We start from the raw sequence: 15,351 nt of genomic DNA on the forward strand, positions 1-15,351 counted from the left end.
AGTTAAAACCGAATGTCGTCTGTCCCGTGGTGCGGCGCGTGCCTGTCACTTCCTGGTCAGCGCGGCCTGCACGGTGTCGGCCACGTTCTCGGGGGTGAAGCCGAAATGCTTGAACAACACCGGCGCCGGCGCCGATTCGCCAAAGGTGTCGATGCCGACCACGGCTGCGCAGCCGTATTTCCACCAGCCGTCGGTCACGCCCATTTCCACCGCGATGCGCGGCAGGCCCTTGGGCAGGACCTCAGCCTTGTATTCCGGCGTCTGGCGGTCGAAGGCCGTGGTGCTGGGCATGGAGACCACGCGCACCGCGATCTTGCGCTCGGCCAGCAGCGCCTGCGCCTGCAGGGCCAGCTGCACCTCGGAGCCGGTGGCGATGATCACGGCCTGCACCTTCTTCTTCAGGCCGACGCGTGCCGGCTCGGCCAGGATGTAGGCGCCGCGGCTGATCTCGCCGAGATCGGTCTTGGGCGCGTAGGCCAGGTTCTGGCGCGACAGCAGCAGGGCGGTCGGCTTGTTCTTGTTCTGCAGGGCCACGGCCCAGGCCACCGCCGTCTCGGCGGTGTCGGCCGGGCGCCAGACGTCCAGATTCGGGATCAGGCGCAGGCTGGTGGCGTGCTCGATGGACTGGTGCGTGGGGCCGTCTTCGCCCAGGCCGATGGAGTCGTGCGTGAAGACGTGGATCACGCGCAGCTTCATCAGCGCGGCCATGCGGATCGCATTGCGGCTGTAGTCGCTGAAGGTCAGGAAGGTGCCGCCGTAGGGGATGTAGCCGCCGTGTAGCGCCACGCCGTTCATGATGGCGGCCATGCCGAATTCGCGCACGCCGTAGTTGATGTGGCGGCCGATCTTGCCTTCAGGTGTCACGACCACCTCGCCCGCCAGGTCCACGCGCAACGCGGGGGTGGCCTTGGTGTTGGTCAGGTTGGAGCCGGTCAGGTCGGCGGAGCCGCCCAGCAACTCGGGCATGGCCGCGGTGAAGGCTTCCAGCGCGATCTGCGAGGCCTTGCGCGAGGCCACGGTCTCGGCCTTGCTGTGGGCGGTGATGGTGGCATCCACGGCCGTCTGGGCGAAGTGCTTGGGCAGCTCGCCCTTCATGCGACGGGTCAGCTCCTTGGCCAGCTCGGGGTAGGCGGCCTTGTAGGCGGCGAAGCTTGCGTTCCAGGCGGCCTCTGCGGCCTGGCCCTGCACTTTGGCGTCCCAGTCGGCGTAGACGGCTTTCGGGATCACGAAGGGCGCTGACGTCCAGCCGATGGCTTCGCGCGTGAGTTTGATTTCTTCGGCACCCAGCGGCTCGCCGTGCGCCTTGGCGGTGTCGGCGCGGTTCGGGCTGCCTTTGCCGATACTCGTCTTGCAGAGGATGAGCGTGGGCTTGTCGGCGCTGTTCTTGGCGTCGGCAATGGCCTGGGCCACGGCGGCCGCGTCATGGCCGTCCACCGGGCCGATGACGTTCCAGCCATAGGCGGCAAAACGCAGGGCGGTGTTGTCGATGAACCAGGGCGCGACCTGGCCATCGATGGAGATGCCGTTGTCGTCGTACAGCGCGATCAGCTTGTTCAGCTTCCAGGCGCCGGCCAGTGCGCAGGCCTCGTGGCTGATGCCTTCCATCAGGCAGCCGTCGCCCATGAACACGTAGGTGTGGTGGTCCACCACCGGGTGGCCGTCGCGGTTGAATTCCTTCGCCAGCAGTTTTTCGGCCAGCGCCATGCCCACCGCGTTGGTGATGCCCTGGCCCAGCGGGCCGGTGGTGGTTTCCACGCCGGGCGTGATGCCGGTCTCGGGGTGGCCGGCGGTCTTGCTGTGCAGCTGGCGGAAGTTCCTGAGTTCGCTCATCGGCAGCTTGTAGCCCGTGAGGTGCAGCACGGCATACAGCAGCATCGAGCCGTGGCCGTTGGAGAGCACGAAGCGGTCGCGGTTGAACCAGGCCGGATTGCGGGGGTTGTGCTTCAGGTGCTGGCCCCACAAGGCCACGGCCATGTCGGCCATGCCCATGGGGGCGCCGGGATGCCCGGAGTTGGCTTGTTGGACAGCGTCCATGGCCAGCGCGCGGATTGCGTTGGCCATCTGTTGGGTGTTTGCCATGTCGGGCAGCTCCGGAAGATTGATCAGGGGAAACCCCGAATTTTACCGGGACCGGCTCCGGCAGCCCGCCAGCGCGAATGCGGTGCCTGGAAAGTGCCGTAAAGTCGCGGCCATGCAAGGCCTGCACCTCACCGCTGATCTGCACGGTTGTCACTGCGACAGCCGCTGGCTGCTCGACGCGCAGGCGCTGGGCCGCGCGTGCATCGATGCGGTGGATGCAGCCGGCCTGCAGGCCGTCGCCGAGCTGTTTCATACCTTCCCGGCCACCGGCCATGGCCCTGGCGGCGTGACGGCCACGGTGCTGCTGGCCGAAAGCCACCTCTGCGTTCACACCTGGCCCGAGCAGCGTGCGGTGACGCTGGATGTGTATGTCTGCAATTTCGGCGGCGATCACTCGGCCAAGGCGCAAGCCTTGCTGGATGCGCTGGTCGCCTTGTTTCTGCCGGCACACATCGAGCGCAAGGCCTTGCAGCGCGGGGCAGTACGCTGCCTGCCCGCGGCGGTCTGAGCCTCCTTCGGTCGCCCTTTACTCACCCCCCTGATTGGGGGATGGCTGAAGCGGCTGGGCGCCGGCACACTGGCGCCGTCTCCCTTCATTTCGAGGTTCAATCATGCGCACCATCATTCACGCGGCCTTGCTGGCCGTTCCCGCAGCCGCCTTGCTTGCCGCCTGTGGCGGCTCGGATGACGCCGCGACGCCGATCGCGCCCGTCGCCACGACCACCACGGTTTCCGGCTCCGCGGTGAAGGGGCCGGTCAACGGCGCCACAGTGAGGGCCAAGAAGCCGGATGGCACCGCCTGCGGCACCGCCACCACCAATGCACAGGGCACCTACAGCCTGGAGACCACCTGCACCGGTGACCTGATCATCGAGGTCAGTGGCGGCACCTATACCGACGAAGCCACCAACCAGAGCCGCGTCCTGGACACGCCGCTGCGCGTGGTCGTTGCCGCCAATGGCGGCACTGTCACCGGTATCGCCACGCCGCTGACGACGATGGCTTACACCTATGCCTTTGGCAGCGGCGCGCCGGTCAGCCACGCGGCCTTCACCACGCAGGCCCAGACGCTGGCCACCCAGTTCGGCCTGTCCGGCGTGAACCTCGCCACCACGCTGCCGCAGGTCACCGGCACCACCAACGCCTATGGCGATTCGCTGCGCGCGCTGTCGCGGTACATGGCCGACAACAACCGCACCCTGGCCACGATCACCAACGCCGCGTTTGCCAATGCGGGTGACCTGACCGCGTTCAACACCCTCTACAACAACGCACTGATCGCCGTGGGTTCGCCTGTCCGTGTCAATTTCACCGCCACCGGCTTCAACCTGGCCGGCACCGGAGCGGGCGGGGGCTCGGGCACCTGCGGCGTGAACGTTCAGGGCACCGTCACGGCCAATGGGTTTACCGTGCCGCTGAATGTGAACTACTGCGTGACGGGGATTGCCGCCGGGTCCTGCACCAGCGGCAACAGCTCGCTGTCGCAGGCGCTGGGTGGCCAGCAAGGCATCGTGGGCGCAGCCAACCTGCAGTACGCCTTCTCGGCCAGCTGCGCGGCCGGCGCTTTCACGATCAACCTCCAGTAAAAGGCCACTCGGGGCCGGCGCCCCGGTGCGAAAGCCACCGCTTGCGGTGGCTTTTTTTCTGCCCGCCGATAATCCGTCGATGCATCCTCGCCAGACCCGAGCACGGGTTTCCCTCGAACCATGAGTGCCGCCATGATCCTCGCCGCCGGCCGCGGCCAGCGCATGCGGCCCCTCACAGATGTCACGCCCAAGCCGCTGCTTCAGGTGCGCGGCAAGGCGCTGATGCAATGGCCGATGGAAGCGCTGGCGCGGGGCGGTTTTCACCGCCTGGTGGTCAACACCGCGTGGCTGGGTGAGCAGATTTCAGACTATTTTGGCCATAACCCAGCGTCAAATGGTCACGAGTCGCTATCAAATTTGAGTAGTCTGGACCTGCGCTATTCGCACGAAGGGCGCGACTTCGGCCGCGCGCTGGAGACGGCCGGCGGCATCGTGCGCGCGCTGCCGCTGCTGGACGAGGTGTTCTGGGTGCTGGCCGGTGATGTGTACGCGCCGGGCTTTGCCTATACCCAGGCCGCTGTGGACCGCTTTGCCGCCAGCGGCAAGCTGGCCCACCTCTGGCTGGTTCCCAACCCGCCGCACAATCCCCGGGGCGACTTCGGGCTCTCGGCCGACGGTCAGGCCCTGAACCAGGCCGACGAAAAATACACGTTCAGCACCTTCGCCCTGTACCGGCGCGCGCTGTTTGAGGCGCTCTGGTGCCCCATCCCCGCCGGCAATCCGGACGGGGTGGTCGCGCCGCTGGCGCCGCTGCTGCGTGCCGCGATGGACGCCGGCGAGGTCAGTGCAGAGCTGTACACCGGGCCCTGGACCGATGTCGGCACGCCCGAGCGCCTGGCCGAACTCAACGCCACCTGATTCCCCAACCGGACCGAACCGATGAGCACCTCCCTTTACGCCGCCCGCCGCGCCCGCGTCGCCGCCCAGCTGGGCGCCGGCGGCATCGCCGTGATTCCCACCGCGCCCGAGCGATCACGCAACCGCGACAGCGAGTTCCTGTTCCGCCACGACAGCTACTTCTATTACCTGAGCGGCTTTTCCGAGCCGAATGCCTGGCTGGTCATCACCGCCGACGGCCACACCACGCTGTTCTGCCAGCCCAAGGACCTGGAGCGCGAGATCTGGGACGGCATCCGCCTGGGCCCTGACGAAGCGCCCGCGCACCTGGGTGTGGACGCGGCGTCCTCCGTCGCCGAGCTCGATGCGCGCCTGCCCAAACTGCTGGAGAACCGCTCTGCTGTCTGGTACCCGTTCGCCACGCACCAAGGGCTGGAGACCCGCGTGGACGGCTGGCTCAACGCGGTGCGGGCGCGGGTGCGCTATGGCGCGCTGTGCCCGCAGGCCCAGCACGACCTGTGCGCCCTCCTCGACGAGATGCGCCTGATCAAGGATGCGCACGAGCAGGCCATCATGCGGCGCGCCGCACAGATCAGCGCGGGGGCCCACATCCGCGCCATGCAGCGTTGCGCGGCCATGCTGCGCGCCGGCCAGGACGTGCGCGAGTACCACCTCGACGCCGAGCTGCTGCACGAGTTCCGCCAGCACGGCTCGCAGTACCCGGCGTACAGCTCCATCGTCGCCGCCGGCGCCAACGCCTGCGTGCTGCACTACCGCGCCGACACCGCGCCCATCCGCAACGGCGAGCTGGTGCTGATCGACGCTGGCTGCGAGCTGGATGGGTATGCCAGCGACATCACCCGCACCTTTCCGGCCAACGGCCGCTTCTCCGGCGCGCAGCGCGCCCTGTACGACCTGGTGCTGGCCAGCCAGGACGCGGCGATTGCCGCCACCAAGCCGGGCGCGCGCTTCACCGACCCGCATGAGGCCACTGTCAAGGTGCTGACCCAGGGCATGTTCGACCTGGGCCTGCTCGACCGCGACCAGCATGGCACGCTGGACGATGCCATTCACCACCGCCACTACTTCGCCCACTACATGCACCGCACCGGCCACTGGCTGGGCATGGACGTGCACGACTGCGGCAGCTACGTCGAGCCCGCCGAGGTCGGCCAGACCCATGAACGCAAGGACCCGCTGAGCGGCGAAACCATCACCGATCGCCCCAGCCGCATCCTGCGGCCCGGCATGGCCCTGACCATCGAGCCGGGCCTGTACGTGCGCCCCAGCGACAGGATCCCGAAAGAGTTCTGGAACATCGGCATCCGCATCGAAGACGACGCCTTCGTCACCGAGACCGGCTGCGAGCTGATCACGCGCGGCGTGCCGGTGAAGGCGGACGAGATCGAGGCGCTGATGCGGGGGTGAGGGAGACTCACTTATTCGTAGCGAACATCGACCGTTTGACGCTGGGAACCCCCTGAAAAACTTGAAATTTCCGGTTTGAAGGACGGTACGTGCCTGGGGCGTGGCAGGGGGCCGCGCCACCAAGCCTTGACCCGAACCACGCAGGCCTTCAGAGTTGAATCCTCGCCCCATGTCCCGCTTTGATCCGTCTGATGCCCCACCCACGCCGCAGGAGAGAAGGGCGGTTCGCCGACCCGGCGCAGACGTCATCTACCGGGTTCGTCGGGCGAGCAGCCCGTCGCCGGCCGCGCCCGTCGTGTTCCTGCACGGGCTTGCGAGCAACATGACACGGTGGGCCGAACTCACGCGCGAGACCACGCTGGGCGAGCACCATGACCTGATTCGTGTGGATTTGCGCGGTCATGGCGAATCGATGACGCGACGCCGATTCGACCTGAGCGTCTGGAACGACGATCTGGCGCAACTGCTCACCGAGGAGCACGCCACCCGCGCCTATCTGGTCGGGCACAGCCTGGGCGCGACGCTCGCCTTGGCGTTTGCGGCCGCTCGCCCGGACCGGGTGGCCGGGCTCGTGCTGATTGACCCGGTTTTCCGGGAGGCCCTGGTGCCGGACAAGGCGCATTACGCGAGAAATGGCCCACTGTTCGCGCGCGCAGCCACGCTTATTCGCACCCTCAATCGCATCGGTCTGTACCGGCGCAGACTGAAGCCGCTCGATCTGGAACAGCTCGACCGGCAAGCGCGCGTCGCGCTCAGCGACCCCGGCCAGCTTGAAGCCTTCGTGCGCCGCTACAGCTCGGCGCGGGAAGACTTGCGCCACATTCCGCACGCCAACTACCTGCAGGACCTGGTGGAGCTGTTCCGCCCGCTACCCGCGCTGCACCGGGTGGGCGCGCCCGTGCTCGTGCTGCGATCCACCATCGCGGGCTATCAGAACGAGGCTGCTGTCGATCGACGGCTGGGCGAGTTGAGCGACTGCCACATCGAGGCCATTCACTGCCATCACTGGCCGGTCACCGAGCGTCCCCATGAGGTGAGGCGCCTGATCGAAGACTGGATCGAAAGGCGGGAAGGGCGCACGTGCCCTTGACGCCTTCGCCAGGAGCCACCGCCCGGCCCTTCAGCGATAGAACGCCTCGACCCGGCCCTTGAGCTTGATCAGCAGGGGCTTGCCGCGCCGGTCCAGCGTCTTGCCCGCTGGCACCTTGACCCAGCCCTCGCTGATGCAGTATTCCTCGACGTCGAGTCGCTCCTTGTCGTTGAAGCGGATGCCCACGTCGTGCTCGAAGACCGCGGCGACGAAGAAGGGACTGGACGGATCGATCGACAGGTGGTCGGGCAGGTCGGGGCGGGGGCTCGGCTCGGTCATGGGTTATGGCGTGATGGGGGTGGCGCCGCGGCGCACAGCAATGTCGTTCGGAGTTTTCTTGGGCAGGTCGGGCGCGCGGGTCAGATCACCCGCACCCGGATCACGTGCTCCACGGCCTGGATGGCGGCGGCCACCGCGTCATCGGGCCGGCTTTCCACGTCGATGATGTTGAAGGCCAGTTCGCCGCGGCTCTTGTTCATCATGTCCACCACGTTGACCTTGTGCTCGGCCAGCACCGACAGCACGTGGCCCAGCACGCCGGAAACGTTGTCGTTCGAGAAGCTGATGCGCGTCGTGCCCGGGGTGCGCTCCATGCGCACGGCGGGGAAGTTCACCGAGTTGGTGATGTTGCCGTTCTCCAGATAGTCCATGAGCTGGTTGGCAGCCATCACCGCGCAGTTTTCCTCGGACTCCTCGGTGCTGGCGCCGATGTGCGGCATGGCGATCACCTTGGCGTGGCCCAGCATCGCGGGCTCGGGGAAGTCGCAGACGTAGCGGCCGAGCCGGCCGGCGTCCAGGCAACGCTGCACGGCGGCTGAATCGACGATGGTCTCGCGCGCGAAGTTCAGCAGCACCGCGCCGGGCTTGATGCCGGCCAGCGCATCGGCGTTGATCAGGTGGCGCGTGGCGTCCATCGCCGGCACGTGCAGCGAGACATAGTCGGAGCGCGCCAGCAGCGCCGGCAGGTTCTCCATGCGCGTGACCTCGTTGGACAGCCTCCAGGCCGCGTCGATGGACAGGGCCGGGTCGAAGCCCACCACCTTCATGCCCATGGCCAGCGCCATCTCGGCCACCATCGAGCCGATCGCGCCCAGGCCGACGATGCCCAGCGTCTTGCCCTTGATCTCGCCGCCGGCAAAGCGCGCCTTTTCCTTTTCCAGCAGGGCGGACATCTCGGCCGCGTCGGTCAGGTGGGTGAGCGACTGCACGTAGGCCATGCCGGGCAGGATGCCGCGCGTGGCCAGCAGCATGCCGGCCATGACCAGTTCCTTGACCGCATTGGCGTTGGCGCCCGGCGTGTTGAAGACCACGATGCCCAGCTTGCTGTACTCGGCAATCGGCACGTTGTTGACGCCCGCGCCGGCACGCGCCACCGCCAGCAGCGACTCGGGCACCGGCACGCCCTGAAGCTTCTGGCTGCGCAGCAGGAAGGCATCGGGGTGGCCGATGTCGCTGCCGACTTCATAGGACTGGCGTGGAAACCGGTCCAGGCCCTTGACCGAGATCTGGTTGTAGGTTCTGACTTTGTACATGGCGGGGCTCTCGGTCTCAGGCGCTGACGGTCTGGTAGGCCCAGCTCAGCCAGGGCATCAGGGCCTGCAGATCGCTCGATTCGACCGTGGCGCCGCACCAGATGCGGATGCCGGCCGGTGCGTCCTTGTAGGCGCCGATGTCATAGGCCACGCCTTCGGCTTCCAGCAGCTTCACGACCTGCTTGACCTTCGCCTCCTCGAGCTTCAGCGTCAGGCAGACGCTGGTGTTGGAACGCGTCGCCGGGTCCTTGGCGAGGAAGGAGATCCAGTCGTTGGCGGCGACGAAGTCGGCGATCACCTTGAGGTTGGCCTCGCTGCGGGCCATGGTGGCTTTGACGCCGCCGATGCGCTCGACCCAGGCCAGCGCGTCCAGGTAGTCGGACACGCACAGCATCGACGGCGTGTTGATGGTCTCGCCCTTGAACAGGCCCTCGGTCAGCTTGCCGCCGGAGGTCATGCGGAAGATCTTGGGCAGGGGCCAGGGCGGGCTGTAGCTCTCCAGGCGCTGCACCGCGCGCGGACTCAGGATCAGCATGCCGTGCGCGCCTTCGCCGCCCAGCACCTTCTGCCACGAGTAGGTGATCACGTCGAGCTTGTCCCAAGGCAGCTCCATGGCGAACACGGCCGAGGTGGCGTCGCAGATCGTCAGGCCGGCGCGGTCCGCGGGGATCCAGTCGCCGGTGGGCACTTTCACGCCCGAGGTCGTGCCGTTCCAGGTGAAGACCACGTCGTTGTCGAAGTTGACGGTGGACAGGTCCACGATGTCGCCGTAGCCGGCTTCGCGCTTGGTCACGTTGGGCAGCTTGAGCTGCTTGACGATGTCGGTCACCCAGCCGGAGCCGAACGACTCCCAGGCCAGCACGTCCACGCCGCGCGGGCCCAGCAGCGACCACATGGCCATTTCCACCGCGCCGGTGTCGGAGGCCGGCACCACGGCCACCCGGTAACCCTCGGGCAGGCCCAGCAGGCGCGCGGTTTCTGTACAAGCCAGGCCCAGCGCCTTCTTGCCCAGCGCCGATCGGTGCGAGCGGCCCAGCACGTCAAGCTGCAGGGCGGCCACGTCGTAGCCGGGGCGCTTGGCGCAGGGGCCGGAGGAAAAATTGGGGTTCTGGGGTTTGACGGTGGGTTGCATGGGGATGGTTTCCAGGGGGAGCAGAAGGGCGGAGGGGATGGGCGGCAGCACCGGTTGGGTGGGCCGCATCCTGGCGAAAATTCATTGTAGCAACCGGCCTTTTGCTGCAATGCGGCATCAGACGGCGCCGCAGCCGCCGCGCGAAGAGGCCACCACACGGTCAAAGCCTAGGCACAATCGGGTGCTGACTCCCTTTCCCTCTCTGGTACAGACCATGCTCGGATTCCTGCCTCCCGTCGTGCGCGGCATCATTGCCTTGCTGCTGCTGGTGATCAACACGTTGTTCTGGTGCGCGCTGCTGCTGGCGCTGGCGCTGGTCAAGCTGGTGCTGCCCTTCGCGGCGGTCCGCAAGGCGATCGACCCGGTGCTCAATGCCATCGCCACCGCCTGGATCGCCTGCAACAGCGGCTGGATGCGCCTGACCCAGCGCACCGAATGGGATGTCGAGGGCGTGGCCAAGCTGCCCTACCGCGGCTGGTACCTGGTCAACTGCAACCACCAGTCCTGGGTGGACATCTTCGTGCTGCAGCACGTGATGAACCGGCAGATTCCGCTGTTGAAGTTCTTCCTCAAGCAAGAACTCATCTATGTGCCGGTGATCGGCCTGGCCTGGTGGGCGCTCGATTTCCCGTTCATGAAACGCCATTCGCGCGCCGCGCTGCGCAAGAACCCCGAGCTGCGCCAGCAGGACCGCGAGACCACGCGCAAGGCCTGCGCCAAGTTCGCCCTCGTGCCCACCAGCGTCATGAACTTTGCCGAGGGCACGCGCTTCACCCGCGCCAAGCACCAGGCCCAGTCCTCGCCCTACCGCCACCTGCTCAAGCCCAAGGCCGGCGCGCTGGCCCTGGCGCTGAATGCCATGGGCGAACAGTTCCACTCGCTGATCGACGTCACCATCGTTTATCCGGGCGGTGTGCCGACCTTCTGGCACTTCCTGTGCGGCACCACGCCGCGCGTGATCCTTCGGGCGCGGCAGTTGCCGATCCCGGCCGAGTTCTGTGTCGGTGATTACGAGGGCGATGCCGAGTTCCGCGGCATGCTGCACCGCTGGCTGGCCGACATCTGGACCGCCAAGGACGAGCAGATCGACGCCCTTCTGAAGGCGCGCCCCTGACCCGGTCTGAGCGGGAGCCTTTGGCATGACCCCAGCGGACCCCGTGGCGGCGCGCCTGATCAGCGTGAACCTGGGCCTCGCGCGCCCCTTGCTGGCCAGCGGTCGCCGGGTGCTCTCGGCCATCGGCAAGCAGCCGGTGGCGGGGCCGGTCGCGGTGGCCCGCCTCGGCCTGGCCGGCGACGAACAGGCCGACCTCAGCGTGCACGGCGGGCTGGACAAGGCGGTCTATGCCTATCCTGCCGAGCACCTGGCCTTCTGGCAGGCCAAGCGGCTGGAGCACAGTGTCAGCCTCTGGGACGAGGTGCTGCCCAGTGGCTTTGTCGGCGAGAACCTCTCGCTGCAGGGCTTGCTGGAGGCGCAGGTCTGGGTGGGCGACGAGCTGCATTTCCCCGGCTGCGTGCTGCGCGTGACGGCGCCGCGCGAGCCCTGCTACAAGTTCAACGCCGTGATGGGCTACCCCCAGGCTGCGCGCGACATGATGCTGGCCGGGTGCTGCGGGTTCTACCTGGCGGTGAAGCAGGGCGGCACGATCGAGGCCGGCCAGTACGGCACGCTGGTGCCGGGCCAGCGCGGCCTGTCGATTGCCGAAGCGTTCCATGCCCGGCGGATCAAGCATCTGCGCTGAAGGGCCCCTGCGGGCGGTCCTGTGGGGTGCCCACCTATAATTTTCCGTTGTGCCCAAGCCAACAACGCCTCGCAAACCCCGTGCCCGCGCCCGCCCACCCGGCGGCGCCGCGGCGGTTGCACCCAAAGTGCCTGCCCGAGGGGCGGCGCGCCGTCAGCCGGCGGCGCCGGGGGATGTTCGCACCGGCGGCCTGCGCCTGCTGCGCGGCGCGCGCGACCTCGCCCGCCAGGCGGCCGGCCTGCCCGAATCCACCGCCCGCGTCATCTCCGCCTTTGGCCCGCTGATCAGCAAGTTCGGCGGTGAAGCCCACATCGACGAGGCCGAGTTCAGCCGCGACGTCGACCGCATCTTCGAAGCGCTTTATGCCCACCCACTGACCGAGAAGACGCGCACCGTCACGGCCTACCTGCGGTCGCGCAATTTCCTGCCGAACGAAGGGTCCACCGAAAGCCTCATTCACTATGTGGTTCGCGAATCGGTGGCCCGCTCGCCGATTCCGGTGCCGCAGGCCATCGTCGACGAGTTCTGGACCTTCTTCCACGAGCTGATGTCCGACCCCGAGCTGCGCGGCCTGGCTGATCTGGGGCTGGACATCACCCGGCTGATCCTCAAGACCTACGAGCCGCTGCTGGTCGAGGTGATCAACGAGCTGAAAGACATTTACTACAGCAACCAGAACCGCATGGACGCGCTGTTGCGCCGCGTGCAGGTGGTGCGTGGCGACCTGAAGATCATCCGCCGCCAGATCAAGGCGCTGCGCTACATCAAGCCTTTTTTTCAGGCCGATCCCAAGGACTACCGCGCGCAGGCGCAGATCGTCGCCAAGATGGTGCGCGAGTTCGGCCCCTTCTTTATCAAGATGGCCCAAGTGGCGGCCGCCACGGCCAATTTCCTGCCCGAGGAAATCGCGCGTGAGCTGGCCGTCTTCCAGGAAGACGTGCCGCCCATGTCGGCGCAGGAGGCGCGCGCCGCACTGATCGAGAGCTTCGGGCGCCCGCCCGAGGACATCTATTTCGGCTTCGATGCCGAGCGGCCCATCAAGTCGGGCTCGATTGGCTCGGTCTACCTGGCCAAGAAGCCATTCACGGTCAATGGCGTGGAGCATCTGGTGCCGGTGATCATCAAGATCGGGCGCCACAACCTCGACCGTGAATTCCTGATGGGCAAGACCTCCATCGGCCTGATGCTGGTGTCCAGCCAGTACTGGGCGCCGCACGGCAAGCTCACGCCCTTCCTGAAAGCCATGACCGAGCAGATCGACGGCTTCGTCGAGGGCTTTCGCGGCGAGCTGCAGTTCGAGCGCGAGGCCGAGGTGCAGGCGGCCTTTTCGCGCCGCGCCCGCTCCAGCACCGTCTGGCGCGTGCCCGAGGTGTACCGGGCGACGCCGCGCGTCATCGAGATGGAATACGTGGAAGGCGCGGTGAACATTTCGCGCGCGGTGCAGCACTTCCGCCCGGCCGATCCACTGGCCTACCGGCGCGAACTGGCCCGCAAGTTCTTGTTCACCATCCTGAGCCAGCTGTTCGTCTACCAGGAGCTGCACGGCGACCTGCACCCGGGCAACGTCATGGTGGACCGCGCAGGCCGGCTGCACCTGATCGACTGGGGCAACACGGTGCAGCTGGCAGGCAAGGTCATGCCGGCGCTCGACTACCTGAAGGGCGCTCTGGTGGCCGACGTCGACCTGCTGACCGATGCGCTGATTGCCATCAGCACCGAACCCGAGGCCGCGCAGGCACGCCGCGGCGAGATCCGCGAGGCGCTGGCGCGCACGCTGCAAAAGAAGCAGATTCGCCCGCTGTCGTATACCTTTGCCTGGACGCTGTATCGCGAAGGGCCCGAGGGCTGGCTCAAGCGCGCCAATACCCTGCTGCAACTCGCGTCGAACACCCAGCAGCTCGGCCTGGTGCTGCGCGGCGAATATCTGCACCTGTCGCGCTCACTGACGGCCATGATCGCCACGCTGGGCGGCCTCTATGAGGGCGTGCCGCGTTGGCGGGCGGGTGCTGACCTGTTGATCGCGATCAATACGTTTCCGGCCCGAGCGCTGAAAGATTACCTGCGTGGGGTGCACGCCGACCGGTTGCAAGCGACGGTGCCGCGTAGTGCCCATCCGCCGGTGCGCGTGGCAACCTGAGACAAGCCTCGGGCTGCTCGCCGAAAAGACGCCTGAATCGACAAGTACCTCCGCATGCAATACAAGACATGGAGCCCGGACCGCCGGCTGCTGGCACTGCTGGCGCTGCTGCCCCTGACCGTGCTGATCCTGGGCACCCTCTACATGCTGGGAATGGACCATCTGGAGGGCAGCCCGCGCACCTTGCTGCAAGCACTGCAGTGGGCCTCGGAAACCATGACGAACACGGGTTACGGCGCCGACAACCGCTGGAACCATCCGGTGATGGCGATGTTCGTGATCATCACGCCGTTCATCGGCCAGTGCCTGGTCTTTTTGATTTTCCCGGTCCTCATGCTGCCCTATTTCGAGGACAAGTTCGAGGTTCGCCTGCCGCAGGTGCTGCCGCCGATGGACGGACGGGTGCTGTTCTACCACTACGGACCCGCCATCGAGTCGCTGGTGGTGGAGTTCGAAAACGCGAACAGCCCGTTTGTCATTCTGGAAGAGGACATGAATCAGGCGCGCAGCCTGCGTGACCGTGGCTTCAACGTGGTGCTGGGCAACCTGGCCGCAGATCCCTCCGTGCTGGCGCCCGCAGCGCAGGCGCGCGCGGTGGTGACCAACTCGAACGACCATGCCAACGCAACCTGCACGCTGCTGGCGCGCGAATATGGCTTCACCGGCCCGCTGTTTGCCTTGGCCAATGATCCCTTGTACCGGGCGCCCATGGTCCAGATCGGCGCCACCGAGGTGTTCACGCCGGCCCATGTGCTGGGCGCCGCGCTGGCGTCGCGTGCCAGCCACCGCATCAGCCCGCCCGCTGAAGGCATGCACCTGCTCGGCGCCCGGGTCGGCATGGCGGAGTTCCGGGTGCGCGCCGACAGTGCGCTGGCCGGCAAGCGGCTGGGTGACCTGCGTCTGCGCGAGCGCCATGGCGTGGCGGTGATCGGCCAATGGTTCGGCGGCCTCTTCACCACCGCCAAGGGACCGGACACCCAGGTGCAGCCCGGCGCCATCCTGGTGGTGGTGGGGGTGCATGAGGGTCTTGCCGACGTCGAGCGCATGGCCATGCCGATCCGCCGCGCTGGCCCGATCGTGCTGGCCGGCTATGGCGCGGTCGGGCAGAAGGTCGTCGAAATGCTGCTCGACGCCGGGGAGGCCTGCACCGTGATCGACCGCCTGGCCGGGCCTGGGGTGGATGTGGTCGGCAGCGTGCTGGAGCGCGCCAGTCTGGACAAAGCCCGCGTGCGCGAGGCCAGCGCGGTGGTGCTGGCGCTCAGCGACGACAGTGAATCGGTCTTTGCGACGGCCGTGGTGCGCGACTACGCGCCCGGCGTGCCCCTGATCGTGCGCGTGCTGCGCACGCCCAACACCGAGCGCCTGTACCGCTCGGGCGCGGACTTTGCGATTTCGGTCGGGCAGGTGGCGGGGCAGATCCTGGCCTACCACCTGCTGGGCGAGCAGACGACGCACGTCGAAAACCGGGTGAAGTTCATCCGCGTGAACGCGGGTGCGCTGGTGGGTGAACACCCCTGGCACTGCGAGGCGCTGGAGCGCACCGGCTCCAAGGTGGTGGCCGTGGAGCGCGGCGGCGGCGTGCTGGTGGAGTTTGGCGAAGGCTTTGAGGTGCGAGCGGACGACACCTTGTTTGTCTGCGGCTCGCTCAACAGCCTGGAGCGCTACCAGAAGGCCTTCATGACCGCCAGCGCCTGAGAAGGGCGCGTCGGCGGCACCGGCAAAACGGTTCAGGTGCTTCTATAAAGATAGCTGATTGTGACCATTCCGCGCTGGGGAATGGCCAGAATCATC

13 protein-coding genes are annotated in these 15,351 nt (G+C 67.2%); 9 read left to right on the forward strand and 4 right to left on the reverse strand.

Going from position 1 to position 15,351, the window contains the following annotated elements:
• Nucleotides 1-45: 45 nt before the first annotated feature.
• On the reverse strand, nt 46-2,079 hold the full coding sequence (gene tkt, locus ACMUOY_RS08670; protein WP_413892308.1) for a transketolase: 2,034 nt from the start codon (nt 2,077-2,079) through the stop codon (nt 46-48).
• Nucleotides 2,080-2,191: 112 nt separating this feature from the next.
• Here tkt and speD point away from each other — a divergent pair, with 112 nt between their 5' ends.
• The 5 genes from speD (at nt 2,192) to ACMUOY_RS08695 (ending at nt 7,020) form a co-directional block, all read left to right on the forward strand.
• Nucleotides 2,192-2,587: an adenosylmethionine decarboxylase gene (speD, locus tag ACMUOY_RS08675; RefSeq protein WP_413892309.1), complete on the forward strand. Its 396-nt coding sequence runs from the start codon at nt 2,192-2,194 to the stop codon at nt 2,585-2,587.
• Between the two features lie 103 nt (nt 2,588-2,690).
• Nucleotides 2,691-3,665 carry a hypothetical protein gene (locus tag ACMUOY_RS08680; RefSeq protein WP_413892310.1) on the forward strand — a complete coding sequence of 325 codons (975 nt, stop codon included), beginning with the start codon at nt 2,691-2,693 and terminating at the stop codon, nt 3,663-3,665.
• A gap of 132 nt (nt 3,666-3,797) precedes the next feature.
• Nucleotides 3,798-4,523 carry a nucleotidyltransferase family protein gene (locus ACMUOY_RS08685; protein ID WP_413892393.1) on the forward strand — a complete coding sequence of 242 codons (726 nt, stop codon included), beginning with the start codon at nt 3,798-3,800 and terminating at the stop codon, nt 4,521-4,523.
• A 21-nt stretch (nt 4,524-4,544) separates the two neighbouring features.
• Nucleotides 4,545-5,930 (forward strand): aminopeptidase P N-terminal domain-containing protein, encoded by a 1,386-nt coding sequence (locus ACMUOY_RS08690; protein WP_413892311.1) that lies wholly within the window; start codon nt 4,545-4,547, stop codon nt 5,928-5,930.
• Between the two features lie 169 nt (nt 5,931-6,099).
• On the forward strand, nt 6,100-7,020 hold the full coding sequence (locus ACMUOY_RS08695; protein ID WP_413892312.1) for an alpha/beta fold hydrolase: 921 nt from the start codon (nt 6,100-6,102) through the stop codon (nt 7,018-7,020).
• Between the two features lie 30 nt (nt 7,021-7,050).
• Here the strand turns inward: ACMUOY_RS08695 and ACMUOY_RS08700 are convergent, their stop codons facing one another.
• The 3 genes from ACMUOY_RS08700 to ACMUOY_RS08710 form a co-directional block, all read right to left on the reverse strand.
• On the reverse strand, nt 7,051-7,299 hold the full coding sequence (locus tag ACMUOY_RS08700) for a DUF3297 family protein (RefSeq protein ID WP_413892313.1): 249 nt from the start codon (nt 7,297-7,299) through the stop codon (nt 7,051-7,053).
• 80 nt (nt 7,300-7,379) lie between these two features.
• Nucleotides 7,380-8,552 carry a phosphoglycerate dehydrogenase gene (locus tag ACMUOY_RS08705; RefSeq protein ID WP_413892314.1) on the reverse strand — a complete coding sequence of 391 codons (1,173 nt, stop codon included), beginning with the start codon at nt 8,550-8,552 and terminating at the stop codon, nt 7,380-7,382.
• Between the two features lie 16 nt (nt 8,553-8,568).
• On the reverse strand, nt 8,569-9,684 hold the full coding sequence (locus ACMUOY_RS08710) for a phosphoserine transaminase (RefSeq protein WP_413892315.1): 1,116 nt from the start codon (nt 9,682-9,684) through the stop codon (nt 8,569-8,571).
• 214 nt (nt 9,685-9,898) lie between these two features.
• On the opposite strand from ACMUOY_RS08710, the gene ACMUOY_RS08715 reads away from it, so the two are divergent.
• Genes ACMUOY_RS08715 through ACMUOY_RS08730 form a run of 4 tightly spaced genes read left to right on the forward strand, consistent with a single transcriptional unit; the run spans nt 9,899 to nt 15,255 of the window.
• On the forward strand, nt 9,899-10,798 hold the full coding sequence (locus tag ACMUOY_RS08715; protein ID WP_413892316.1) for an acyltransferase: 900 nt from the start codon (nt 9,899-9,901) through the stop codon (nt 10,796-10,798).
• 25 nt (nt 10,799-10,823) lie between these two features.
• A complete protein-coding gene (locus ACMUOY_RS08720) occupies nt 10,824-11,423 on the forward strand; it encodes an MOSC domain-containing protein (RefSeq protein ID WP_413892317.1) in 600 nt (199 codons plus the stop codon).
• A 49-nt stretch (nt 11,424-11,472) separates the two neighbouring features.
• A complete protein-coding gene (locus ACMUOY_RS08725; protein ID WP_413892318.1) occupies nt 11,473-13,560 on the forward strand; it encodes an AarF/UbiB family protein in 2,088 nt (695 codons plus the stop codon).
• 54 nt (nt 13,561-13,614) lie between these two features.
• Complete coding sequence (locus ACMUOY_RS08730; protein WP_413892319.1) at nt 13,615-15,255, forward strand: potassium channel family protein; 1,641 nt, start codon at nt 13,615-13,617, stop codon at nt 15,253-15,255.
• Nucleotides 15,256-15,351: the final 96 nt, after the last annotated feature.

Source organism: Candidatus Skiveiella danica (assembly GCF_022705245.1).
GTDB classification, from domain to species: domain Bacteria; phylum Pseudomonadota; class Gammaproteobacteria; order Burkholderiales; family Burkholderiaceae_C; genus Skiveiella; species Skiveiella danica.

Bases quoted from the DNA above. Each gene is read 5' to 3' on its own strand.
- tkt (WP_413892308.1), bottom strand. From the start codon at position 2,079: ATGGCAAACACCCAACAGATGGCCAACGCAATCCGCGCGCTGGCCATG.
- speD (WP_413892309.1), top strand. From the start codon at position 2,192: ATGCAAGGCCTGCACCTCACCGCTGATCTGCACGGTTGTCACTGCGAC.
- ACMUOY_RS08680 (WP_413892310.1), top strand. From the start codon at position 2,691: ATGCGCACCATCATTCACGCGGCCTTGCTGGCCGTTCCCGCAGCCGCC.
- ACMUOY_RS08685 (WP_413892393.1), top strand. From the start codon at position 3,798: ATGATCCTCGCCGCCGGCCGCGGCCAGCGCATGCGGCCCCTCACAGAT.
- ACMUOY_RS08690 (WP_413892311.1), top strand. From the start codon at position 4,545: ATGAGCACCTCCCTTTACGCCGCCCGCCGCGCCCGCGTCGCCGCCCAG.
- ACMUOY_RS08695 (WP_413892312.1), top strand. From the start codon at position 6,100: ATGTCCCGCTTTGATCCGTCTGATGCCCCACCCACGCCGCAGGAGAGA.
- ACMUOY_RS08700 (WP_413892313.1), bottom strand. From the start codon at position 7,299: ATGACCGAGCCGAGCCCCCGCCCCGACCTGCCCGACCACCTGTCGATC.
- ACMUOY_RS08705 (WP_413892314.1), bottom strand. From the start codon at position 8,552: ATGTACAAAGTCAGAACCTACAACCAGATCTCGGTCAAGGGCCTGGAC.
- ACMUOY_RS08710 (WP_413892315.1), bottom strand. From the start codon at position 9,684: ATGCAACCCACCGTCAAACCCCAGAACCCCAATTTTTCCTCCGGCCCC.
- ACMUOY_RS08715 (WP_413892316.1), top strand. From the start codon at position 9,899: ATGCTCGGATTCCTGCCTCCCGTCGTGCGCGGCATCATTGCCTTGCTG.
- ACMUOY_RS08720 (WP_413892317.1), top strand. From the start codon at position 10,824: ATGACCCCAGCGGACCCCGTGGCGGCGCGCCTGATCAGCGTGAACCTG.
- ACMUOY_RS08730 (WP_413892319.1), top strand. From the start codon at position 13,615: ATGCAATACAAGACATGGAGCCCGGACCGCCGGCTGCTGGCACTGCTG.